The sequence below is a fragment of the Acidobacteriota bacterium genome (assembly GCA_016716905.1).
Lineage (GTDB): Bacteria > Acidobacteriota > Vicinamibacteria > Vicinamibacterales > SCN-69-37 > SYFT01.
This window is the reverse complement of the sequence record JADJUS010000004.1, coordinates 1,727,602-1,749,119: the sequence shown is the minus strand read 5'-3', so window position 1 is coordinate 1,749,119 and position 21,518 is coordinate 1,727,602. Positions and strand designations below refer to the sequence as shown.

Here is a 21,518-nt window from a genome sequence, read left to right as displayed (position 1 = left end):
GATGATCGACGTGCTCGTGGTTGGCGCAGGCCCCGCCGGCAGCGTCGCCGCGTTGGTGCTGGCCAGGGCTGGCGTGCGTGTCCTGATGGTCGAGCGGGATAGCCTTCCGCGCCCGAAACTCTGCGGGGATACCCTCAACCCAGGCGCCGTCCGCCTGCTGCAGGGCCTGGGCCTGTCAGGCGGCCCACTCGACATGGCCGAGCGCATGACCGGCATGTTGGTGACCACGCCCAGTGTGGCCGTGCGTGGTGCCTATCCGAGTGGACAGGTGGCGCTCGCCGTGCCGCGGGTGGAGTTCGACCACTGGCTGGCGCACGCGGCAATAGCCGCAGGGGCCCATCTCGAATGTGGAGTGCGGGTCCTCGGCCCGGTGTGGCGCACCGAACCCGGTCGGCCAGCCGCCATGGCCGGCGTGTCCTTGCGGCGGAACAACGGCGAGACCATCCGCATGCCGGCGATGCTCACGATCGCCGCCGATGGACGGCGCTCAGTTCTCGCGCGCGCGGCGAATCTCAGCCGACACCCAGCCAAGCCCAGACGATGGGCGTTTGGTGCGTATGCCACCGACGTGGACGGTATGTCTTCGATGGGGGAGATGCACGTGCGCGCCGGACACTACGTGGGTCTCGCGCCGATCGGCGCCGGACTTACCAATATCTGCGTTGTCACCGGAAGGAAGCCGGTCGGCCGCACACCCGAAGACGTGATTCGGAGGGCGCTGACGGCAGACCCGCGACTGGGCGAGCGCACGCACGCGTGGCGGCTGGCGGCGTCACCGCAAGTGCTGGGCCCGCTGGCCGTTGACTGCGACGCCGCGGGGCTGCCGGGATTGTTGTTGGCCGGCGATGCCGCAGGATTCGTTGATCCGATGACCGGGGATGGGATGCACATTGCGATGCAGGGAGGCGTGCTTGCCGCAGAGGCAGCACTGGAGGCCCTCGCATCGGGCGATATGGCCGTGGCGGCGGGCACACTGACGGCCGCACGCGCGGCGGCGCTCGGGTCGAAGCTGCGGTTTAATCGGTGGATGCGCAGACTCGTCAGTTCAACGGCCGCGATCAACGTGGTGGGTGCCGGCGCCCGGATGGCGCCATCGATGGTCACGCGATTGGTGCGGTTCGCCGGAGATGCGGCATGACGGTGTCAGCGGTGGTGTTCGTGGTCGCGGTGGTGATCGGCGTCCTCCTCGCTGAGACACGTTTGTCGATGCGAAACGAGGCGGCACTTCGCGCGCGCGGGGCGATTGAACCCAAAGGCGACGTGTACCTCTGGCTCTCGGTGATCTATCCGGCGGCGTTCCTGCTGATGGGGGGCGAAGGCGTCTGGCGCGCTGGGCGAGTCGCCGGCGTCGCGGTTGATCCGACGGCACCTTCGTGGTGGGTGGCCGGTCTGTTGTTACTGGTGGCCAGCAAGGCGCTGAAGTACTGGGCGATTGCGAATCTCGGTGAGCGATGGACCTTCAAGGTGCTGGTCCTGCCAGACGTCCCGCTTGTGCGCACGGGGCCATATCGGTACGTGGACCATCCCAATTACATCGCGGTCTTCGGCGAGTTGGCAGGCATGGCCTTGTTGATGTCGGCCTGGATCAGTGGGCCCGTCATGACCCTGCTGTTCGGAATCGCGCTGCGCGCGCGCCTGCGGATAGAGACGGGTGCGCTGCGCTAGTGATAAATTGAGCGCATATGTCAAAGCGCGCGTGGCTCCTTGCCGGTATCGCGTTCCTGTGTCTGGCCTCCGGACCCATGGCCGCGCCGTGGTCGCAGGCCGCGCAGGAAGAAGCGCCGACGGCCGAGACGATGGTGCGGCATGTGCGCAGGGCGCTCGGGCGCGGCAATCTGGATCGCGCCCGCACCATTGCCACCACGGTGACCGCGCCGGCTGACGCAAAGACTGTTGCCCTGGCGCTCATCGAAGTGTTTGAAGGGAAGGACGCGGCTGCCCGCACTCGCCTCACGCCGCTCGTGGACGCGGGTGACATGGGTGATGCGCTGCTGGAACTCGGGTTGATCGATATCCGGCAGGGCAAGCGCGACGAGGGCCGCGCCCGCCTCGGCAAGATGCTCCAGCAGTCGTACGACATGACGCCGGAGAACTCGTTCCGCATGGCGCGCGCCGCCGCAGCGAGTGGCGACTTCAGGCTGGCCAACACGATCTTCCAACGCATCGGGCAGTTGCCGCTGCAACAGGCCGACATGGAAGCGTCGTGGGGCGACATGTTCCTCGAGAAACACCAGAACGCCGATGCGCTGCGCAGCTATCGCGCGGCCCTTGAGGCCGATCCGGGCTGGATTCCCGGCTACCTCGGTCTGGCGCGCGCCATCCCGGATCTCGTGGACATGGACCCGGCCGAGGTCACGGCCGCGATGGAGACCGCTCGCAAACTCGCGCCCGCGCATCCCGATGTCTGGTTGCTGACGGCAGAGCACGAACTGAACGAGGACGACAAAAGCGCTGTGGCGGCGGCGCTCGATCGTGTGGCGGCTGTGCGGCCGGGCACAGCCGAGGAATTGGCGTACCGCGCGGCGTTGGCCTACGCCGAAGGGCGTACGGCAGATGTCGACAGTGCACTCGCTCGCGCGATGACCGTGAATCCCCTGTTCGGGCGCGGGTATCGGATCATGGGCGAGCAGGCCGAGCGCCTCTACCGGTTTGATGACGCGGTGGTATTTGCCCGGCGGGCGACGACGGTGGATCCGGAGGACCCGGAGGGGTTCGCGAAGCTGGGCACCTACCTGATGCGCGCGGGCGATGAAACGGCCGCGCGTCAGGCGTTGGAAGCGGCGTTCAAGATGGACCCGTTCAACAGCGTCACATACAACCTGCTGCTGTCTCTGGATTTGGTGGACGGCTTCGAGAGCGTGCCCTCCGGCGATTTCATCTTTAAGTTCGCCAAGGACGAGGCAGCGGTACTCAAGACGTACGCGCTGCCGCTGGCCGACCTCGCCTACAAGACGTTCGCCACCCGTTACGGCTTCACGCCGAAGGGGCCGATTCTGGTCGAGGTGTTTTCCAAGCACGATGACTTTGCGGTGCGGACGCATGGGTTCGGCGGCATCCAGTTCGCGTTGGGTGCGTGTTTCGGGCGCGTCATCACGATGGATTCGCCCAAGGCCAGGCCGCCAGGCACGTTCAGCTGGCAGGCGACGTTGTGGCACGAGATTGCCCACGTCTTCTCGTTGCAGGCGTCGAACTACCGCGTGCCCAGGTGGCTCACCGAGGGGATCTCGGTGTTCGAGGAACACCGCTACAACAAGGCGTGGGGCCGCGAGCAGACCATCGACTTCGCCCGCGCACTTGCCGCGAATCGGACATTTGGCGTCAAAGGCCTGCCGAACGCGTTCCAGCGGCTTCCGGATATTTCCCTCGCGTACTTCGAAGCGTCACTGCTGACCGAGCACCTGGTGGCCACGCACGGCGACGAAGGGTTGCGTCGCCTGTTGGCAGCGTATGCCGAGGGCGCGAAAGATGCCGAGGCGTTCTCCAAGGCGTTTGCGAAAACCGTGGACGAAGTTGACGCGTCGTTCAAGGCGTTTGTGGACAAGGAATACGGCGCGTTGGCCCGGGCCCTGTCCGAGCCTCGTCCGGCGGCTGAGCGCGGCAAGCCACTGACTGTGGAGGGGCACAAGGCGCTCGCCGCGAAGGTACCGGGGAGTTACATCGCCCAGTGGTCGCTCGGGCAGGCGTTGCTCGACGACGGGGACGTGGCCGGGGCCACCGAAGCTCTCGAACGCGCGATCACACTGGCGCCGATGGCCACCGAGAAGGACAACCCGCGAGTGCTGTTGGCGGAGATCTTCGAGAAGCAGGGTGACGGAGCCAAAGCACGTCAGCAGTTGCGCGAACTCCTGACGTGGGATCACGACAACCTGACGACGGCGCGAAAACTCGCCGGTATGGCGCGTGAGGCGGCGGACACGGCGAACGAAGACTTCGCACTCCGTGTGGTGGCCGACGTTGATCCGTACGACGTGGACGCGCACGTGCAACTCGGGCGCCGGGCGCTTGCGAAGAAGGATTATGCGGGCGCGCTGGCCGAACTGCAGGCCGTGCTGGCGCTCGGCCCGACCAATCGTGCCGAAGCGCACGCGGACCTCGCCGAGGCGTACCTTGGGCTCGACAGGAAGGCTGAGGCCAAGGCCGAGGCGCTCAAAGCGTTGGAGCAGGCTCCGACGTTTGCCCGCGCGCAGGACCTGCTGCTGGCGGCGATTCGGAAGTGAGCCCATCGGTGAAACGATCCGTGAAACCACTCATGACACGAGCACTTGTCGGACTCTGTTTCGTCGCGCTGCTGCCGGGCGTGGCCTCTGCGCAGGGCGCGCGCCACGCCGTGCTGATTCAGGGCGCGTCGGGTGAACCGACATTCGCGAAGCAGCACCGGGGGTGGCTCGATCAGCTGGCCACAACATTCCGCGAGAAGTTCAAGATGGACGCGTCGCAGCTGACTGTGATGGCCGAGCAAGCCGGCGAAGGCGAGCAGCGCGCGACCGCCGAAAACGTGCGTGCGACGTTCGACCGCCTGGCAAAGACCCTCAAGCCCGAGGACGTCCTGTTTGTCATGCTGATTGGACACGGCACAGCGGAAGGGACGACGGCGAAGTTTAATCTCGTCGGGCCCGACCTCACGGTGGCCGACTGGAAGGCCGTGCTGACACCCATCCGGTCACGGGTGGTCTTCGTCAACAGCTCCAGCGCGAGTTTTCCGTTCGCCGCCGGGCTCACCGGCGACCGGCGGATCATCATCACGTCCACCAGCACGCCCGCGCAGAAGTACGCCACGGTGTTCGCTGATGGGTTCGTGCAGGCGCTGAATGCCCCGGCCGCCGACCTTGACAAAAACACGCGGGTTTCGATGTGGGAGGCCTTCTTCTTCGCCTCGAGAGTGGTGAAGCAGTACTTCGAGCAAAAGGGGCTGCTGGTCACCGAACGCGCGTTGCTTGAAGACAACGGCGATGGTGTGGGACGCGAGGCGATGTCAGCCACGGGCGAAGACGGCACGCTCGCAACCATGACGTACCTGGATGCAGGCGTCGAAACCAAAGCCACCGACCCCGCCCTGCAGATGTTGTTTCAGAAGCAGGAACTCCTGACGCTACAGATTGACGAGCTCAAGCGTAAGAAGGCCACCATGCCTGAAGCGGAGTACACCGCCGCCTGGGAAAAGCTCATGATCGAGCTCGCGACTATCGGGGCCGAGATTCGCGCGAAAGGCGGCGGCGCATTCTGAACACTGTTAATGGCGAAATGTCACAAATGTCCGAAATGGCGAACTGCGGACAAACCAATGCGGACAACCATTGCAGGGAAGAATGGTCGAATGTCCTTGGTGACTAATGGTTGAATCTGCAGCTCCAAGGTCATTCGATCATTGTGCGCCTTGATCATTCCGACATTCTGCCGTCATTGGTTTGTCCGCAGTTCGCCATTTCGGACATTTGTGACATTTCGCCATTACGCGGTTCCGCCATCGCGCCAGTCCCAATTGGCGCGTTCGCGGCGGCGCAAGAGCCGCGCGCCGAGCGCCCCGGCGAGGAATCCCCCGGCGTGTGCCCAAAACGCGACCCCGCCCGTGGAGGCGGTCTCGGCGGAACGTCCCAGGCCTCCGAGCACTTGCAGCAGGAACCAGAACGCCAGGAAGAACAGGGCCGGCACTTCGATCACGTTGATGTAGACCACGAGGAAGAGCAGCACCAGCACCCGTGAGCCCGGGAACATGACGAAGTACGCGCCCATCACACCGGCAATGGCACCGCTGGCGCCCACCATCGGGAGCAGCGACAACGGGCTCGCCCAGGTCTCGGCCAGGGCCGCCACGACGCCGCACAGCAGGTAAAAGGCCAGGAAGCGGCCGTGCCCCATCTGGTCTTCGACGTTATCGCCGAAGATCCACAGGCAGACCATGTTGCTGCCCAGGTGCAGCAGGTCGCCATGCAGGAACATCGACGTCACGGCAGACACCCACGAAAAGGACGCCGGGATGACGCCCCAGGTGGCGAAAGTGGCGTCCCGTGTGTCTGCGCCGCCCGGCACCAGCCACAGCCAGACGTGCAGCAGCACATTGGACCCGACCAGGAGCCATGTGACCAGCGGAGTGGTGCGCGACGGTATGACGTCGCGAAGCGGAAAGAGCATACTGAGACGGCAAGTATCGTAACGGAGAATCTCGCGTGACGTGTCGATCGTGTGGAACCCTCATCGCTGACAAGGCCATCGTCTGTTACAAGTGCGGAATGGCGACCATGGAACAGCCGGAGGTCGCTACCCGGGTGCGACTGCGGCCGCGGTCGCGGGTGGCGGTCGGCCTGGCCGCCGTGGTCATCACCGCCCTTGGTGCCTGGCTCGTGCCGATGACGCCGGAGGGCACCTGGATGCGGTGGGCGGCGTGGGCGGCGCTGCCGGTCGTGACCTACGTCACGGTTCGGCTGATTCGCGGCTCCGGTTCCGGTAAGATGCTTCGGAGATGAGCACCGGACAGCCCCCCCTCGAACCCCTCAGACTGGAAGTCACGGACGCTCAAGGCGAGCGCACCGTGGTCGTTGACAGTTCGCCCTTCACTATCGGCCGTCGTGAAAACAACGATCTCCGGCTTGGCGGCAGCGAAGTGTCGCGTGAACACATCGTGATCGAGCGCGTCGACGGGGTGTGGACGATTCGGGACCTGCAATCCAGATACGGCACGTCGGTCAACGATCAGCCGCTCACGTCGCAGCCGCTGAAGTCGGGCGATCGCATCCGTCTTGGCAGGGGCGGTGGCGCCGACATGGTGTGCCACTTCGGCGACGCGACCTCAGCCTCGTCGCGTTCGATGACCGGGGCGCGAGACGATCTGCGGCAGATTACCGCGCTGCTCGAAGACTTCCGATCGCTTGGCTCGGGCCGCGTGCTCCAGGAAGTGCTCACGCTCGTCCTTGACGCGGCTGTGGAAGTCTCGGGAGCCGAACGCGCGTTCATCATGCTGGCCGGCGCGGGTGACGTGCTGGAATTCAAACTCGGTCGAGGGCGCGGGAAGGTCACGCTCAACGACGCCACGTTCAGCATCAGCCGGAAAATTCCCGAGGAAGTATTCCGCCTCGGTCAGACACAGGTGATGGCGGACCTGCTCGACGGCGCGCTGGCCGACGTGCACCAGGGCACGGTGGCCCTCGGCATTCGCAACGTTGTCTGCGTGCCGCTCAACGCCGTGTTGTATGTGGACTCGGCCGACGCCAACACCGAGGATCGCCGCATCGGCGTGTTGTATCTCGACAGCCGTGAGAAGGGCACGCTGCTGTCCACGTCCACGCGCAAGGCGCTGGCCACCATGGCGTCCGAGGCGTCGTCTGCCATCCAGAACGCCCAGCTCTACCGCGAGAAGGTGGAGAAGTCGCGGATGGAGCACGAGATGAAGATCGCGGCCGAGATTCAGCAGGCGCTGATGCCGAAGCCGCTGGCGAACCTGCGGTTTGCCGAAGCGGCGGCGGCGTCCATCGCCTGTCGATCAATCGGCGGCGACTTCTTTGACTACCTCGACTTCGGCGGCAAGGCCCTGGGTTTCACCCTGGGCGATGTGGCGGGCAAGGGCCCGCCCGCGGCGCTGCTGAGCGCGCTGATGCAGGGGATGTTCGCCTCGCATGTGACTGGCGTGGATGGGACGGCGAAGCTCGTCACGATCGCGAACCAGGTGCTGTGCAAGCGCGGGATCGAGTCGCGTTTCGTCACGCTGATGTTCGGCATTCTCGGCTCGGACGGCACACTCACGTACACCAACGCCGGGCACAACCCGCCCTTTGTGGTGGGGCCCTCCGGTGTGCGTCGTCTCGAAGACGGCGGTCCGGTGGTGGGCCTCCTGGAGTTCGCGCCGTACGGCCAGGAGACCCTGAAGCTGCAGCCAGGCGACACCGTGGTGGTCTTCAGCGACGGTGTGTCTGAGGCGATGAACGCGGAAGGCGACGAATTGGGTGACGATCGGCTGCTGGCCGCGATTCAGGCCGCGCCCTCGACGACCGCTGAAGACCTGGTCGCGCACATCTTTGCCGCCGTCAGCGAGTTTACCCACGGCACGGCGCAGGGAGACGACATCACCGCGATGGTCATCCGGTATCGCGGCGCGGATGCGGCATGACCCGCACCCGCGCGCTGCTGCTGCTCTGGCTGTGCCTGGCGGTGCTCGTGTGGAATACGGCCTTCGACCAGTGGGTGGTGCTTGCGCAGCGTGATTACCTCGTCCGCGAGGCAGCGTGGGAACTGGGCCGCGGGCCCCAGCCGGTCATGGCCGAGATGATGAGCGACGCGGTCCGTGATGGCGCACTTCGCGCGTCGGCCTGGACCGCCGTGATTGTTGGCGCAGGTTTGCTCACCCTGCGCGCGAGGAAGTAATGCACCCCCTGATTTACGACTGGAACCAGGTCGGGGCCCCGCCCCGCCGGACCGTCCCGTAATGCTCGACGATGAGACGTTGCGGGATGGGTTGCAATCCCCGTCGGTGACCACGCCCTCAATTGACGACAAGATTCGCATCCTGCACTTGATCGATTCGCTGGGGATCGAAACCGCCGATATCGGGTTGCCCGGCGCCGGGGCGCAGGTGGCGGGCGATGTCGAGCGGCTGGCGCGCGAAATCGTGACGAGTGGACTGCGGGTGCAGGCCAACTGCGCCGCGCGCACCGTGCTCGCCGACATCATCCCGATCGCCCGAATCTCCCAGCGGGTCGGCCTTTCGATTGAATGCTGCACGTTCATCGGGTCCAGCCCCATCCGGCAGTATGCGGAGGATTGGACGCTCGACCGTCTCGTCGCGCTCACCGAGGAAGCCGTGGGGTTTGCGGTGAAGGAGGGCCTGTCGGTGATGTATGTCACCGAAGACACCACGCGCGCCGACCCCGAGTCACTCCGGCGGCTCTACTCGGCGGCCATTCGGGCCGGGGCGACGCGGGTGTGTGTCGCAGACACCGTGGGGCACGCCACGCCCACTGGCGCGGCTGCGGTCGTCCGGTTTGTGCAGTCGATTGTGGATGACTGCGGGGGTGGCGTCGGCATCGACTGGCATGGCCACCGTGACCGCGATCTGGCCGTGATCAACTCGCTGGCGGCCTGGGAAGCGGGGGCCACGCGCCTCCACGGCGCAGCGCTGGGTATCGGGGAACGGGTGGGGAACACACCCATGGATCTGCTGCTGGTGAACCTGGTGCTCATGGGCCAGCGGAAGGACAGCCTCCTGCGTCTGGGCGAGTATTGCGAACTGGTGGCGCGCACGTGCGGGGTGCCCATGCCGCCCAACTACCCGGTGGTGGGGCGTGACGCCTTCCGGACGGCCACCGGCGTCCACGCCGCCGCCGTCATCAAGGCCGCCCGCAAGAATGAGGCAGAGCTGATGGATGCCGTCTACTCAGGCGTGCCGGCCAGCCTCGTGGGGCGCGAGCAGGTCATCGAGGTGGGGCCGATGTCGGGCAAATCCAACGTCGTCTACTGGCTTGAGCGACGCGGTATCGAGGCCACCGAGGGGCGTGTGGAGCGGATCTTCGCAGCGGCGAAACACGCGCCCAGCGTGCTCGGCGAGGCAGAGATCCGAGCGCTCGTCGAGCCGTAGCAGGGCGCCCCGACGCGTCCCAGAGGGGACGGATGCGTTTTCTCCTCTGAAAATGAGCGCAATTGTGCGAAACTAACCCGCGACGCGTTGTGCGTCTTCCAAGGAGACGAGATGGCGAAGAAGAAGGCTGCAAAGAAAGTCGCGAAGAAAATCGTGAAGAAGGCGAAGAAGCCGGCGGCGAAGAAGAAGACCGCGCGCAAGGCGAACGCGGCGTTCATGCGTCCGGTCAGCATCGGTGCGGCCCTCGCGCCGGTCGTGGGTGACAAGCCGATTCCGCGCACCGAGGTGACGAAGCGTCTGTGGTCGTACATCAAGAAGAACGGCCTGCAGGACCAGAAGAACAAGCGGATGATCAAGGCGGACGACAAGCTGAAGGTCGTGTTCGGTGGCAAGGCGACGGTCAACATGTTCGAGATGACCAAGCTGGTCAGCAAGCACCTGAAGTAGATCGGATCGAATTCACGAAAACTCGCGGCGGCTGCACCTGCAGTCGCCGCTTGTTTTTGCGGAGCTTCCCGCGCCGTTCCCCGGTCCGTAGGGCGTGGCTTCCGCCTCCGCGAACGCTTCGGCGGACTCGCCGTAGCCTTGGCAGAGGCGGTCAGCCGCGCCGTCTTAGTCTGGAACCCTGGCCGCCCGTGAGGGGACCGTGTGGAGCCTCCGCGGAGCTGCCGCGTGAAACCGTTCGCTGCGTCCGCGCGGCCTGCGACCTATCGCCCACGGGCCGCTCCGCACACGGCGGAGCCGGCCCCTTGCAGGCCGCGCTCCCTTCGCGACGGTTTCGCGCTCACGCGTGTCGCGGCACTCCGAGTCGGCTCCACACGGTCCCCTCACGTGCGGCCAGGGCGGTCTTCCTCAGCAGACACCAGCAAGTTGCGCCGGGACCAGTGGGGCAGCATAATGCCCGCCGGCAATTCGCAATTGATCGTCCGCCCCAACCTAAAAGGAGATTGCAATGGCCATTGTCGCAGTGTTTCAGTCGCCCACTCTCACCCAGGCCTCGTACGAAGAATCCGTTCGGCTACTCTCGGGTGGCCGCTCGCGCATGGATAAGCTGGCTGATTGGCCGGTCAAGGGGCTGCTCGTTCATGTGGCAGGGCAAGGCCCCAACGGATTCCGGGTCGTCGATGTGTGGGAGTCGGAGGAGGCATTTCAGCGGTTTGGTGAGGTGCTGATGCCGATCATGAAGGCCATTGGAATCGACGGCGAGCCCGAGGTCTATCCGGCGCATGCCGTCGTATCCGCGTAAGGCGAAACATACGGTCCGCCCTATGGACCGTGGAACCCTGGCTGCCCGTGAGGGGACCGTGTGGAGCCTCCGCGGAGCTGCCGCGTGAAACCGTTCGCTGCGTCCGCGCTGCCTGCGACCTTTCGCCCACGGGCCGCTCCGCACACGGCGGAGCCGGCCCTCGCAGGCCGCGCTCCCCTCGCGACGGTTTCGCGCTCACGCGTGTCGCGACACTCCGAGTCGGCTCCACCCGGTCCCCTCACGGGCGGCCAGGGGAGTCTGCATCAGCAGACCACCGCAAGACACAACTGCATGCCTGGTGTCTGTCCGAGTCACAACGAGGGCCAGCTGACAGCTGGCAACGGCGGTCGGGCGGATCGACGATTAGCTCATTCCGCCCAAGTCGGTCGGCGGGGTCAACTTGGCGCACGCGCCAATGCGGTGTTCAGGTGGTGTTGAGCTGAGGCGAGTCGCGTGGGCAGAGGAATTTGCGCCGGGACCAGATGGGGACAGATAATGCCCGCGAGTTGGGGGTGGTTCCGAGCCCAAGCCCGACAGCCAAGGTTGCCAGTCTGCGATTGGCGCGTTCCACCCATATTGAAGTTAGACGGCAGTGGCATCGAGGTCAGTTGAGATGAGCAACGAGAACGACAGCGGTTCCTCGGCAATCATGGATTTCTTCCGCCGGCCAGAGGTTGGCATCGCAGGATCGGTCGCCAGCATCATTAGCATCGGTCTCTCTGTCTACTTCTTCCTGGCATCTAGCGAGACCCCTGAGCTCACTTATTTTGTGCATCCCGTGAAAGCCGCGGTTGTTCGTACCGGTCAGGCATCAGGTCTGTCGGTGCAGTTCGACGGGCAAGTTCTGCGCAGCGACATAACCGCCACACAAATCGCATTTTGGAACGCTGGTCGACGGCCTATCCGCGGCAGCGCGATCTTGAGCCCCCTCGTCATTCGAACTGGCAACGGCGAGCGAATTCTTGAAGCCAGAATTAGAAAGACTAGCCGCGATGTTGCGGGGGTTGTGCTTGATTCGTCCCGAATGGCTTCTGGAGAAGTCGAGATACGTTGGAGCATCCTGGAGCAGAACGATGGTGGCGTTCTGCAGCTGGTCTACGCTGGCAACGAAGCTGTTGAACTGGAGGCGCGGGCTGTCTTGGAAGGCCAGCCACAACTTGTACAACTGGAATATGCGAGGCAGATTTCGACTCCGGACGAACAGTATTCGCGCAGACTGACTTGGCAGGGTCAGCTTCCAACGTACATGATGGGCGGGATTGGCGCAGTCATGACCGTTATGGGGCCATGGATGATCCTCAGAAAGCGTAGGAGAGGTCAGAAGATGCGGCCCTCGGACTGGTTCACCTTCCTCCAGGGTCCGATCATGATTGCAATGGCAATCTGGTTCTTGGTGAGTGAGGGTGCGCCGGGGCCGCCTTTTGGCTTTTGAGTAAACTGGTCATGTTGCCGTCTAACATCGCGTTGCACCGACGGCGGCCGGTGCAAGGATGGGCCGTCGCTGGTGAACGCTGGCGTTAGGTCGATTAGAGGTTCGAGAAGGACACGCAATGGCAGACCAGAAACTGACACTCGGACAGGCCATCGATAAGGTCATCGCAGCGCTGGAACCCCTTGATGGGGACGCCCGCGCGACCGTTGTGGCAACCGCCTGCTCACACCTGAAGATTCCGGTTGCCTCGACAGGACAGGTGCAGCCGCCAGGTTCACCGAATCGAGAGGAGCGGGCGGCGGTTCAGGCTCGGCCGCCGGCCAGCTCGCCCGCTCCTCTAGCATCCCCTCGATCAGGCGGGGATATCCGATCGTTTCGCAACGAGAAGAAGCCGCGCAGCGCGAAAGAGATGGCCTGCGTCGTAGCCTTTTTTCTCAAGGAACTAGCTGCTGACGGAGAGCGCAAAGATGCCGTCTCATCTGCCGATCTTGACAAGTACTTTAAGCACGCTCAGTTCAAGCTGCCCGAGCGCATGGCGCAGGTTCTTCCAGATGCCAAAGGCTCTGGGTATTTCGATTCTGCCGCCAGAGGCGAGTACAAGCTGAACGCGGTCGGTTACAACTTGGTTGCCCATAGCCTTCCCCCTAAGCCAGAGACCGCATAGATGCCGTCTCATGTCACGTCGTTGATTGCAGACGTGGAGAGGGAGCGCTCTGCGCTGAATCGAGTCAAGAATCCCCAACTGCACTCAGCAAGGGCCCGCGAGTCCTTGCGAGGTATTGTCGAACGATATTTCAATGAGGTGCGCCCCTCCGTCGCAGGAGATCCAACGACTTCTCAGCATATCGAAGGGGTGGACGCAGCAATGCAGGCGCTCTTGTCACTGTGCCACAAGAAGGGAAGTGTCCAGAAATACAGGGACCTTCTCCGGCAAGCCAAGGGCCACCTCATCCATTTGGATTCTGGTATTGTCGCTCGGGCGGGCAGGCAGGGCGGAGACGACCGAAACAACCAGGACATTCGCATTGTGACTACCCTGAGGGCGCTGCTTCCTAGCGCGGGTCTGTCGTACGAACAGGCACTTCTGGACCTGTCCGCGGGCGAGAGGCTCTCTTGGAGAGGACCGGCAACAGATCTCCGTGAAGCCTTGCGAGAAACTTTGGACCATCTCGCGCCTGACAACGACGTGTTGGGGGCGGCTGGCTACAAACAGGAACCGAATACAAACGGCCCCACGATGAAGCAGAAGGTGCGGTACATGCTCCGGAATCGTGGCCAATCGAAAGCGACGGCAGCCACCACGGAAGATGCGACTGCAGCCATCGATGAAGCGCTGGGTACGTTTGTTCGTTCGGTCTATACACGGTCTTCGGTCTCCACCCACACGCCCACCGATATCGACGAAGTTTTGCGCCTCCGGGATCTCGTTCGGGTGGTCCTAGGCGAACTGTTGGAAGCGCGATAGCGAAGGCAGGGCCCCTCAGAAGGCTGGGAAGACGACCTAACACCTATCAGCCCTCCGGTTGTCAAGACGACAGACCCGTATCGTCACCGGGTGCGTCGCGTGTCCCAGTGAAGTAGGTCGTTACGGTCGCGGCCGTCCGTCGTCGCGGTCTTCGTTTCTCACACTGGTGCGTCAGATTGCGACGGCACCCAACACCTATTGAGGCTCAGCCTCCGCGTGGCGGAGTGCGAGCGCGCGCGCTCGCGGCCTAGAAACTCAGTCGTGCCCTTGTACCGGCCTCCTCATGACGGGCGACGTCACCGTGCGGTGCGTCCGTTATCTCCAGGCTCGGGGAAGGGGCCGCGGCAATCGGGGCCGCGCGATGCAGCGAGGCGAAGGTGAGCGTCTCATCATCGGCGGGGGCTGCCGGACTTGGGGTCCATGATCATGCGGCGGCGCTCGGACGCACGAGTGCACGATCCTGAGGGACTCAGTCCCGAGTGGCTCCACTTAGACGTCTGGTTCGTCCCACCCTCGCCTCGCTACGCCGCGAGGAACTTCTCCATCGAGAAGACGGTGTGGCGCGCGAGCATGTAGTAGACCGCGCGTCCGATCTTGTGCGCGAGGATCGAGAGCGCTTTCCCCTTGCCGTGGCGCCGTTCGAGCCGCGCCTTGAGCCGTTGGCCCTCCCGGTTCTGACGCAGAAACGTGACGGCCGCTTCTGAAAACGCCCACTTGAGATGGACATTGCCCTGCTTCGCGCCTCCACCCCCGACGACTTTGCCCGCCGATTCGTGGCGGCCCTTCACCAGGCGGGCATACGAGGCGAACTCCTGCACGCGGTCGAAGCGCGTGATGTCATGAATCTCGTAGAGGATGGTCAGCGCGAGGATCTTGCCGATGCCCGGCACGGACCGCAACCGGTGAAACGCGTCGGCATCGTGCCGCTTCGCTTCGCGGACGATGGTCAGTTCCAGATCCGTGATGAGTTCATCGTAATGATCGATCAGCGACAGGTCGACCTCGACACTCTTGCGCACGCTGGGATCCGGGAAGTGGTCCGGGACTCCGTCGCGATTGGCCGCGTAGGCCAGGCGCTTCTCGAACACGGGCAGATTGTATTGGGCGCGGGTGTTCTGAATGTGCGCGAGGAGCTCGCCTCGCTTCCGCACGAGGTGGAGCCGCCGGCGAAGCAGGTCGCGGGTCGATCGCATCGTGGCGGGGTAGACGTACGCTTGCGGCAGCAGGCCGCCTCGCAGCAGGACGGCAATCTTGTGGGAATCGATCTTGTCGTTCTTGGCCTTGCCGCCGTGGATGGCCTTCATCGCCAGGGCGTGCCCCAGCACGAACGCGATGCCGTCGTCCGCACAGACATCGGCCAGCCAGTGCCACGTGAACATGCACTCGACCGCGACGACCAGGCCCTGGCGATAGGGCGCGACGACGTCGCGGAACGCCTCCGGCGTCGATGGCATGTTCCGGTGCACCAAGACCTTGCCGGCCGCATCGAGGATGCACACGTACATGGTCTTCACGTGGAGATCGATCCCGCAATAGTGCTCGTGTGTCTGGTTGTAGAATCGCATTTGGTCCTCCTTCTGCGCGCTCTGCGCATTCACCCTGCTACGAGCCTACCGTCACGGTGGAGCAGGAGGAGGGCTGTATGAGAATCATCGGCTTGCAGCCGCCGGCGGAGGGTGCGAGCATTCAATTCCGCCGCGGCTGAAGCCGGGCGCTGACCCAAGGAATACGATGGTTAAGCTGTCAATTCGCGACTTAATCGACCTTGTCGCCTCGGGCGTGCCGAATCCAGAGGCACGACTTGAGAAGGCGTACGAATGGTCTCATGCGCGGCGACTTGAACTAGTTAAGTGGATTCTGGCGGCAGCAATCGCTCTTTTCGTGCCTCTGGCAGTAGGGTACTTCCGCGAAGAATTTGGCAAGACGATTCCTGCCTGGTGGGCTCTTGGCGCAATGGTGGCAGCCGCTGCTTTGGCGGTGCTTGGAATCACCATGCTAATACTGACCGGCCGTGCGTATCGGTCCTACTTGGCGGCGCAGTCCCTGCTCGGCGAAATTCGAAAGATCGCACCCTTTCTTGACAAGTACCGGCAGGAACTGGAGCGGAAATGATCGACCTCATTGGTCTGCTGGCTGGAGCATTTACCAGTCTCTTCACAGTCGCGCTTAGGGAATTGTTCACTTGGTACCGAGCGAGGCAGAAGCTGCAGTCCGCCGAGGAGGCACAGTTCCTGCGTGTTCTGTCGTCCGACTCCCTGACGGATCTCGGTGACTACTTGGATAACGCAGTCGGCCAGTTCTCCGTCGCCGAATATGGACAGAACGACAAAGTGCGGCGTCGAGTGAATATGTTTCTCGCTTGCGTAGAGGAGTTTGTTGGCAAGGCGGATGGGGTTCGGATCGCTGTCGATCCCGCGCCGCCCCCCGTCAATCTTTTCCCGCGAGATGCCTCGCCCGACGCCGATCTCCTAGCGATCGAATATAAAGTTCTCGATGGGGCCGTTTGGGATGGACTCGCACACCTCAGGCGGGTAATCGAGCAGCGGTTACGACATTTGGCGATGCAGCGCAATTTAGCGGTGCCGGAACGCCCAGGGGCATCGAGGCTCATCGAACTGCTCCGGCGACACGAAGTTGGGACCGATGAGGCTTGGAAGTCCTTGCGGTACGTCATCGACGTCTGCAATCGCGCTGTGCATGGACTTGAGGTATCGACTTCCGAAGCACTAGAAGTTATTCGTTATTCCCGCGGCGCATTCAATGCTCTGAACTTGTCAAGCCCCGGTGGTAGTCGTGGCATAGGGGCCAGCTAACACGCCGTGCAGCCGGCGCCGACGCGTAAAATGTTTGGCGTCGGCGCGACTGACGGCTGGCGTCAGCCGGACGCAATATGTTGTCGCCCAATGATGTCGCTGCCGCATTGATGGTTCCCGTGGGGCTGTCGTCCGGCGAAACCGCGTTGCTGGCGACCCCGGGACTTCTGGACTCCAGGACCCCGACGCCTTCTACTTCCGCAGGTAGTTGACGATGTCGGGGAGCGCGGCGAGGAGCACGTCGCCCACGACCTGGAGCGACGCGGCAGAGACGTTTTCGAGCGTGTCGCTCGCCGTATGCCAGTGCCCGAGCGCGTTGAAGTTGTTCAGGTCAATCAGGTCGATCGACGGAATGCCGGCGCGCACGAAGTGCAGGTGGTCGTCTTCGATCGTGGTGTCCACGTCCACGAACTTCGACGAATGGCCCAGCCGCTTGGCGGTGGCCCAGACAATGGCGTTGAGCCAGCCGGCGGAGTAGCTGTCGCGCTCAATCTTCAGCGACTTGCTGCCGATCATGTCCACCAGGATGAGTGCCTTGATTTGCGAGAGGGTGCCGGCCTTCCGACCCTGCTGTGCGTAGAAGCGGCTGCCGTAGGTGGAGTCGGTGTTCGGGTCCCAGGCGGCCACGGCCTCTTCGCCGTCGAACCAGACGAACTCGTAGGTGAACTCGCGGGGCTGGTCTTTCAGTGACCTCAGCAGTTCGATAAGGAAAGCCCCGCTTGAGCCGCCGTCACTCGCGCCGACAAACCGGAAGTCCTTGAACAGCTTGGTGTCGTAGTGGCCGGTGAAGAGGATGCGGTCGGTCCGTTGACCCGGAAGGGTGACGATCAGGTTCGTCATTTCCACCGACCCGGCCGGGGTGGTGGCGGTAAATGTCTGTTCCTGGACCGTCAGGTTCATCGCCGCGACCTGGCGGGTGATGTAGGCCCGGGTCTGGCGCAGCGCGGCCGAGCCCGACGGCCGCGGGCCGAGGTCCACCATGGCCTTCAGATGCTCCCAGGAGCGCGCGGAGTCGAATGTTGGGCCCTTGGCCTGGTCAGGCACGCTCACGTGTCCTGCGGCCACGACAGCGGCCGCTGCCAGACTGATGACGCCGACCGACCCGAGAAGACGAAGCAGCATCCAGGCTCCTGTGCGATGGGCGGCAAGCGCCCCGGTTATCCGCGCGCCTCGCGCGGGACGTAGTCGCGACGGCTCGCGCCAATGTAGATTTGACGCGGGCGGGCGATCTTCTGGTCGGAATCCCGCAGCATTTCGTCCCACTGGGCCAGCCAGCCCGCGGTGCGCGGAATGGCAAACAGCACGGGGAACATGTCGAGCGGGAATCCCATCGCCTGGTAAATCAGACCCGAGTAGAAATCCACGTTCAGTGCAGCTTCCGGCTCACAACGTACTCGTCCTCGAGGGCGATACGTTCGAGCTCCAGGGCGATGTCGGTCAGCGGGTTGCGTCCGGTGACCTCAAAGACCAGGTCGGCGGTTTGCTTGATGATTCTGGCCCGGGGGTCGTAGGACTTGTAGACGCGGTGGCCGAAGCCCATCAGCCGGCCCTCGCCGCCCTTGACGCGTTTGATGAACGCCGGCACGTTGTTGACCGACCCGATTTCCTTGAGCATGTGCAGGACGGCTTCATTGGCGCCGCCGTGCAGCGGGCCATACAACGCGGCCGCGGCGCCCGCGAGCGAGGAGTAGGGGTCGGCCTGCGAGCTGCCGATGCCGCGCATCGCGCTGGTGCTGCAGTTCTGTTCGTGGTCGGCGTGCAGGATGAACAACACGTCCAGCGCGCGCTCCAGCACCGGGTGCGGACGGTAATTTCAGCTCGGTCATCTTGAACAGCATGTTCAGGAAGTTGCCGGTGAAGCTCAGGTCGTTGTCGGGGTAGACGTAGGGCCGCCCGATGGAGTGCCGGAAGGCATACGTCGCAATGCTGGGCACCTTGGCGATCAGGCGCAGGATCTGCAGCCGCCTTCCGTCCGCGTCGCCCACTTCCTTGGCGTCGGGATAAATGGTGGACAGCGCGCCGACCGTGGAGAGGAAGATGCCCATCGGGTGGGCGTCGTGCTGAAACCCGTCCATGAACTTCTTGATGTTCTCGTGCAGCATGGTGTGGAGCGTGATCTCATGGCTCCAGGCATCGAGCTGCGGGGTGGTGGGCAGTTCGCCAAACAGAATCAGGTACGCCGTCTCCAGGTAGGAGCTGTGCTCGGCGAGCTGGTCGATGGGGTAGCCGCGATATTCGAGGATGCCCTTGTCGCCGTCGATGAACGTGATGCTGCTGCGGCAGGACGCGGTGTTCTGGAACGCCGGGTCATATGTCATCAGCCCGAAGTCTTCGGGTGATGCCTTGATCTTCCTCAGGTCCATCGCGCGGATGGTGCCCTCAGCGATGGGAACTTCGCATCGCTTGCCGGTGCGGTTGTCGGTGATGGTGAGCGTGTCGGCCATAAAAACAATTCACGTGGACGGATCATTGTCGGGCGAGTCGGGGATGGAATCGATAGCCGGCCCAGGAACCCGGTAGTCGCCCTGCAGCCAGCGGTTCAAGTCCGCCAACTGACAACGTTCACTGCAAAAGGGCCGCCACCGGGGATCCGCAGGCTGCAGGCGGCATTGCACGCACACAGGCCGGGCCGACATCAGGGGGTATTATGCGCGAAATGCCGCCTGCTGCCGACTACTGGTGCCTGACGTCCTTCGCCGAGACCATGAAAATGACGTCCTCGGCGATGTTCGTGGCGTGGTCGCCAATCCGCTCGAGGTGACGCGAAATGAGGATCAGGTCCAGACTGGGTTCGATTGTGGCGGCGTCGCGCAGCATGCAGGCCAGCAGGTCGCGGAACACATGGGTCTTGAGTGCATCCAGCTCGTCATCCTGCCCCAGCACCTTCCGGGCCAGGCCAAGGTCGTGGCGGACGTAGGCGTCCAGCGAGTCGCGCAGCATCACCTGCGCCAGTTCGGCCATCTTCGGGATGTCGATCAGTTCCTTGACCGGCGGGTGCTGCAGGTAGCGACGCACCGCCTCGGCGATGTTGACCGCCAGGTCGCCCACGCGTTCAAGGTCGGTGTTGATCTTGACGGCGGCGACGATGGAGCGGAGGTCGCCCGCCATGGGTTGATGCAGCGCCAGCAGCTTGAAGCAGCGGTCGTCGATTTCGATGTGCAACTGGTTGATGGCGGCGTCGCCGGTGAGCACCGCCTCAACCATCCGGCCATCACGATCGACCAGGCTGCGCACAGCCAGGCGCAGCCGCTCTTCGGCCAGGCCACCCATCTCGAGCAGTCGTCCCTTGAGCTCGTCGAGCTCGTCCTGAAAGTGTCGTGCGTGCCGTTCCATAGCTGAATCCTGCCGGGTTAACCGAAGCGACCGGTGACGTAGTCTTCCGTCAACTTCTCGGTCGGACTGGTGAAAATCTGTTCCGTGGGGCCCGATTCCACGAGGCGGCCGAGCCAGAAAAACGCCGTCTGGTCGGACACGCGCGCCGCCTGCTGCATGTTGTGCGTCACGATCACAATCGTGTAAGACGTCTTGAGCTGGTAGATGAGTTCCTCGATGCGCTGGGTTGCAATCGGGTCGAGCGCCGACGCCGGCTCATCCATCAACAGGATCTCGGGTTGAATGGCCAGGGCACGGGCGATGCACAACCGCTGCTGCTGGCCGCCCGACAGCATCAGTGCCGATTCGGTCAGCCGGTCCTTGACCTCATCCCAGATCGCGGCGGCCTTCAGACTCTCCTCGACCCGGCCTTCCATCTCGCCGCGGTTCTTCGTCAGGCCATTGATCCGCAGGCCGTACGCGATGTTCTCGAAGATGGATTTCGGAAAGGGGTTGGACTTCTGGAAGACCATGCCCACGCGCCGGCGCAGTCCCACCACGTCAGTGGATGAGGCGTAGATGTCCTCGCCGTCGATCTGGACGCGGCCTTCAACCCGCGTGCCCGGGATGATGTCGTTCATCCGGTTGAGCGTACGCAGGAAGGTGCTCTTGCCGCAGCCCGACGGGCCGATGAACGCCGTGACCAGGTTCGCGTGGAGCGCGATGGTGATGTCGCTCAGGGCCTGCTTGGCGCCGTAGTAGAAATTCATCCCCTGCACGTCGATCTTCACGGGCGTGGTTGGGCGAGCGTTGCCCGTGGTCATCGTCGACAGCGGTCGAAGGAGGGTGGTCATGCGCGGGCTTTCTGGAAGCGGTCCCGCAGCACGATGGCCACGGCATTCATCGAGAGGAGCAGGACCAGCAGCACAATGATGCCGGCCGCGGCGTTTTCGGCGAACGCCACCTGCGGTTTGGAAACCCAGTTGTAGATCTGGATGGGCAGCACCGTGAAGGGCGACATGACGCCCGACGGCGTGAAGTCGATGTACGCGAGGGCGCCGATCGTGATGAGCGGCGCAGTTTCTCCGATGGCGCGAGACATGGCAAGGATCAGGCCCGTCAGGATACCCGGTAACGCGGTGGGAAGCACCTGATGCCAGATGGTCTGCCACTTGGTGGCGCCCAGGGCGTACGACCCTTCTCGCGCGGACATCGGCACGGTTCGCAGCGCTTCGCGCGTGGAGAGAATGACCACGGGCAGTGCGAGCAGGCCCAGCGTGGCGCCGCCCGAGAGAATCGACGGGCCCCACCCAAACGCCCGCACGAAGATCCCCAGCCCGAGCAGGCCGTAGATGATCGACGGCACGCCTGCGAGGTTGGCGATATTGATTTCGATGAGGCGGGCCATGCGGCCGCCTCCACCGTACTCCTCGAGGTACACCGCGGCGCCGATCCCCAGTGGCAGCGCAAACGCCGCCGTCACCATCAGGATGTAGAGGCTGCCGAGAATCGCGGGGTAGATGCCCGCCGACGATGCGCGGCGGGAGGGCATGCTGGTGAGGAACTCCCAGTCGAGGCGCGCCCAGCCGTCAGACCAGATGTCGTACAGCAGCGCCAGCAGCGCGACGAGCGAGAGCGTGAGCACGAGGATGCTCATGGTCTGCAGCAGGCGATCGCCGGCCATGCGG

The 21,518-nt window shown here is 63.9% G+C and carries 21 protein-coding genes and 2 pseudogenes; 15 read left to right on the top strand and 8 right to left on the bottom strand.

Features of this window, described 5'->3' with window-relative positions:
• The first annotated feature begins 1 nt into the window (after position 1).
• Genes IPL75_11800 through IPL75_11785 form a run of 4 tightly spaced genes read left to right on the top strand, consistent with a single transcriptional unit; the run spans position 2 to position 5,224 of the window.
• Entirely contained in the window at positions 2–1,138 is a 1,137-nt protein-coding gene (locus IPL75_11800) for an NAD(P)/FAD-dependent oxidoreductase (protein MBK9240920.1), read from the top strand.
• Positions 1,135–1,665, top strand: coding sequence for a hypothetical protein (locus tag IPL75_11795; protein MBK9240919.1), 531 nt, complete (start codon positions 1,135–1,137; stop codon positions 1,663–1,665). Before IPL75_11800 ends, IPL75_11795 begins: the two co-directional genes overlap by 4 nt.
• Positions 1,666–1,682: 17 nt before the next feature.
• The gene (locus IPL75_11790) at positions 1,683–4,217 is read left to right on the top strand and encodes a tetratricopeptide repeat protein (protein MBK9240918.1); all 2,535 of its coding nucleotides are present in this window, start codon (positions 1,683–1,685) and stop codon (positions 4,215–4,217) included.
• Positions 4,218–4,249: 32 nt separating this feature from the next.
• Positions 4,250–5,224 (top strand): caspase family protein, encoded by a 975-nt coding sequence (locus IPL75_11785; GenBank protein ID MBK9240917.1) that lies wholly within the window; start codon positions 4,250–4,252, stop codon positions 5,222–5,224.
• A gap of 224 nt (positions 5,225–5,448) precedes the next feature.
• Here the strand turns inward: IPL75_11785 and IPL75_11780 are convergent, their stop codons facing one another.
• On the bottom strand, positions 5,449–6,129 hold the full coding sequence (locus IPL75_11780) for a rhomboid family intramembrane serine protease (protein ID MBK9240916.1): 681 nt from the start codon (positions 6,127–6,129) through the stop codon (positions 5,449–5,451).
• A gap of 35 nt (positions 6,130–6,164) precedes the next feature.
• On the opposite strand from IPL75_11780, the gene IPL75_11775 reads away from it, so the two are divergent.
• The 9 genes and pseudogenes from IPL75_11775 (at position 6,165) to IPL75_11735 (ending at position 13,705) form a co-directional block, all read left to right on the top strand.
• Complete coding sequence (locus tag IPL75_11775; GenBank protein MBK9240915.1) at positions 6,165–6,461, top strand: hypothetical protein; 297 nt, start codon at positions 6,165–6,167, stop codon at positions 6,459–6,461.
• The gene (locus IPL75_11770) at positions 6,458–8,098 is read left to right on the top strand and encodes a SpoIIE family protein phosphatase (GenBank protein MBK9240914.1); all 1,641 of its coding nucleotides are present in this window, start codon (positions 6,458–6,460) and stop codon (positions 8,096–8,098) included. The genes IPL75_11775 and IPL75_11770 overlap by 4 nt, the downstream gene beginning before the upstream one ends.
• Complete coding sequence (locus tag IPL75_11765; GenBank protein MBK9240913.1) at positions 8,095–8,352, top strand: hypothetical protein; 258 nt, start codon at positions 8,095–8,097, stop codon at positions 8,350–8,352. Before IPL75_11770 ends, IPL75_11765 begins: the two co-directional genes overlap by 4 nt.
• A pseudogene (locus tag IPL75_11760) lies at positions 8,352–9,562 on the top strand (2-isopropylmalate synthase). The gene IPL75_11765 and the pseudogene IPL75_11760 overlap by 1 nt, the downstream one beginning before the upstream one ends.
• Positions 9,563–9,673: 111 nt before the next feature.
• Positions 9,674–10,009, top strand: coding sequence for a hypothetical protein (locus tag IPL75_11755; protein ID MBK9240912.1), 336 nt, complete (start codon positions 9,674–9,676; stop codon positions 10,007–10,009).
• A gap of 505 nt (positions 10,010–10,514) precedes the next feature.
• Positions 10,515–10,808, top strand: a complete 294-nt coding sequence (locus IPL75_11750; protein MBK9240911.1) for a hypothetical protein — start codon at positions 10,515–10,517, stop codon at positions 10,806–10,808.
• 613 nt (positions 10,809–11,421) lie between these two features.
• Complete coding sequence (locus IPL75_11745) at positions 11,422–12,240, top strand: hypothetical protein (protein MBK9240910.1); 819 nt, start codon at positions 11,422–11,424, stop codon at positions 12,238–12,240.
• A 118-nt stretch (positions 12,241–12,358) separates the two neighbouring features.
• Positions 12,359–12,904: a hypothetical protein gene (locus IPL75_11740; GenBank protein MBK9240909.1), complete on the top strand. Its 546-nt coding sequence runs from the start codon at positions 12,359–12,361 to the stop codon at positions 12,902–12,904.
• Between the two features lie 21 nt (positions 12,905–12,925).
• Entirely contained in the window at positions 12,926–13,705 is a 780-nt protein-coding gene (locus tag IPL75_11735; protein MBK9240908.1) for a hypothetical protein, read from the top strand.
• 521 nt (positions 13,706–14,226) lie between these two features.
• Here IPL75_11735 and IPL75_11730 read toward each other — a convergent pair.
• Positions 14,227–15,270 carry an IS110 family transposase gene (locus IPL75_11730; protein MBK9240907.1) on the bottom strand — a complete coding sequence of 348 codons (1,044 nt, stop codon included), beginning with the start codon at positions 15,268–15,270 and terminating at the stop codon, positions 14,227–14,229.
• A gap of 166 nt (positions 15,271–15,436) precedes the next feature.
• Here IPL75_11730 and IPL75_11725 point away from each other — a divergent pair, with 166 nt between their 5' ends.
• Both IPL75_11725 and IPL75_11720 read left to right on the top strand, forming a co-directional pair.
• Complete coding sequence (locus IPL75_11725) at positions 15,437–15,817, top strand: hypothetical protein (protein MBK9240906.1); 381 nt, start codon at positions 15,437–15,439, stop codon at positions 15,815–15,817.
• Positions 15,814–16,518, top strand: coding sequence for a hypothetical protein (locus IPL75_11720; GenBank protein ID MBK9240905.1), 705 nt, complete (start codon positions 15,814–15,816; stop codon positions 16,516–16,518). Before IPL75_11725 ends, IPL75_11720 begins: the two co-directional genes overlap by 4 nt.
• 192 nt (positions 16,519–16,710) lie before the next feature.
• Here the strand turns inward: IPL75_11720 and IPL75_11715 are convergent, their stop codons facing one another.
• From IPL75_11715 to pstA, 6 genes and pseudogenes are all read right to left on the bottom strand, one after another.
• Positions 16,711–17,640, bottom strand: a complete 930-nt coding sequence (locus IPL75_11715; GenBank protein ID MBK9240904.1) for a M28 family peptidase — start codon at positions 17,638–17,640, stop codon at positions 16,711–16,713.
• A gap of 35 nt (positions 17,641–17,675) precedes the next feature.
• Positions 17,676–18,962, bottom strand: a pseudogene (locus tag IPL75_11710) (citrate synthase).
• 9 nt (positions 18,963–18,971) lie between these two features.
• Positions 18,972–19,154 carry a DNA gyrase inhibitor YacG gene (yacG, locus tag IPL75_11705; protein ID MBK9240903.1) on the bottom strand — a complete coding sequence of 61 codons (183 nt, stop codon included), beginning with the start codon at positions 19,152–19,154 and terminating at the stop codon, positions 18,972–18,974.
• A 37-nt stretch (positions 19,155–19,191) separates the two neighbouring features.
• Positions 19,192–19,851, bottom strand: a complete 660-nt coding sequence (gene phoU, locus IPL75_11700) for a phosphate signaling complex protein PhoU (GenBank protein MBK9240902.1) — start codon at positions 19,849–19,851, stop codon at positions 19,192–19,194.
• Positions 19,852–19,868: 17 nt separating this feature from the next.
• On the bottom strand, positions 19,869–20,654 hold the full coding sequence (locus tag IPL75_11695) for a phosphate ABC transporter ATP-binding protein (protein MBK9240901.1): 786 nt from the start codon (positions 20,652–20,654) through the stop codon (positions 19,869–19,871).
• 26 nt (positions 20,655–20,680) lie between these two features.
• Complete coding sequence (pstA, locus tag IPL75_11690; GenBank protein MBK9240900.1) at positions 20,681–21,514, bottom strand: phosphate ABC transporter permease PstA; 834 nt, start codon at positions 21,512–21,514, stop codon at positions 20,681–20,683.
• Positions 21,515–21,518: the final 4 nt, after the last annotated feature.

Bases quoted from the DNA above. Each gene is read 5' to 3' on its own strand.
- IPL75_11720 (MBK9240905.1), top strand. From the start codon at position 15,814: ATGATCGACCTCATTGGTCTGCTGGCTGGAGCATTTACCAGTCTCTTC.
- IPL75_11790 (MBK9240918.1), top strand. From the start codon at position 1,683: ATGTCAAAGCGCGCGTGGCTCCTTGCCGGTATCGCGTTCCTGTGTCTG.
- IPL75_11780 (MBK9240916.1), bottom strand. From the start codon at position 6,129: ATGCTCTTTCCGCTTCGCGACGTCATACCGTCGCGCACCACTCCGCTG.
- IPL75_11725 (MBK9240906.1), top strand. From the start codon at position 15,437: ATGGTTAAGCTGTCAATTCGCGACTTAATCGACCTTGTCGCCTCGGGC.
- IPL75_11715 (MBK9240904.1), bottom strand. From the start codon at position 17,640: ATGCTGCTTCGTCTTCTCGGGTCGGTCGGCGTCATCAGTCTGGCAGCG.
- IPL75_11765 (MBK9240913.1), top strand. From the start codon at position 8,095: ATGACCCGCACCCGCGCGCTGCTGCTGCTCTGGCTGTGCCTGGCGGTG.
- IPL75_11745 (MBK9240910.1), top strand. From the start codon at position 11,422: ATGAGCAACGAGAACGACAGCGGTTCCTCGGCAATCATGGATTTCTTC.
- IPL75_11730 (MBK9240907.1), bottom strand. From the start codon at position 15,270: ATGCGATTCTACAACCAGACACACGAGCACTATTGCGGGATCGATCTC.
- IPL75_11740 (MBK9240909.1), top strand. From the start codon at position 12,359: ATGGCAGACCAGAAACTGACACTCGGACAGGCCATCGATAAGGTCATC.
- IPL75_11770 (MBK9240914.1), top strand. From the start codon at position 6,458: ATGAGCACCGGACAGCCCCCCCTCGAACCCCTCAGACTGGAAGTCACG.
- IPL75_11695 (MBK9240901.1), bottom strand. From the start codon at position 20,654: ATGACCACGGGCAACGCTCGCCCAACCACGCCCGTGAAGATCGACGTG.
- yacG (MBK9240903.1), bottom strand. From the start codon at position 19,154: ATGTCGGCCCGGCCTGTGTGCGTGCAATGCCGCCTGCAGCCTGCGGAT.
- IPL75_11785 (MBK9240917.1), top strand. From the start codon at position 4,250: ATGACACGAGCACTTGTCGGACTCTGTTTCGTCGCGCTGCTGCCGGGC.
- pstA (MBK9240900.1), bottom strand. From the start codon at position 21,514: ATGGCCGGCGATCGCCTGCTGCAGACCATGAGCATCCTCGTGCTCACG.
- IPL75_11800 (MBK9240920.1), top strand. From the start codon at position 2: ATGATCGACGTGCTCGTGGTTGGCGCAGGCCCCGCCGGCAGCGTCGCC.
- IPL75_11755 (MBK9240912.1), top strand. From the start codon at position 9,674: ATGGCGAAGAAGAAGGCTGCAAAGAAAGTCGCGAAGAAAATCGTGAAG.
- IPL75_11795 (MBK9240919.1), top strand. From the start codon at position 1,135: ATGACGGTGTCAGCGGTGGTGTTCGTGGTCGCGGTGGTGATCGGCGTC.
- phoU (MBK9240902.1), bottom strand. From the start codon at position 19,851: ATGGAACGGCACGCACGACACTTTCAGGACGAGCTCGACGAGCTCAAG.
- IPL75_11750 (MBK9240911.1), top strand. From the start codon at position 10,515: ATGGCCATTGTCGCAGTGTTTCAGTCGCCCACTCTCACCCAGGCCTCG.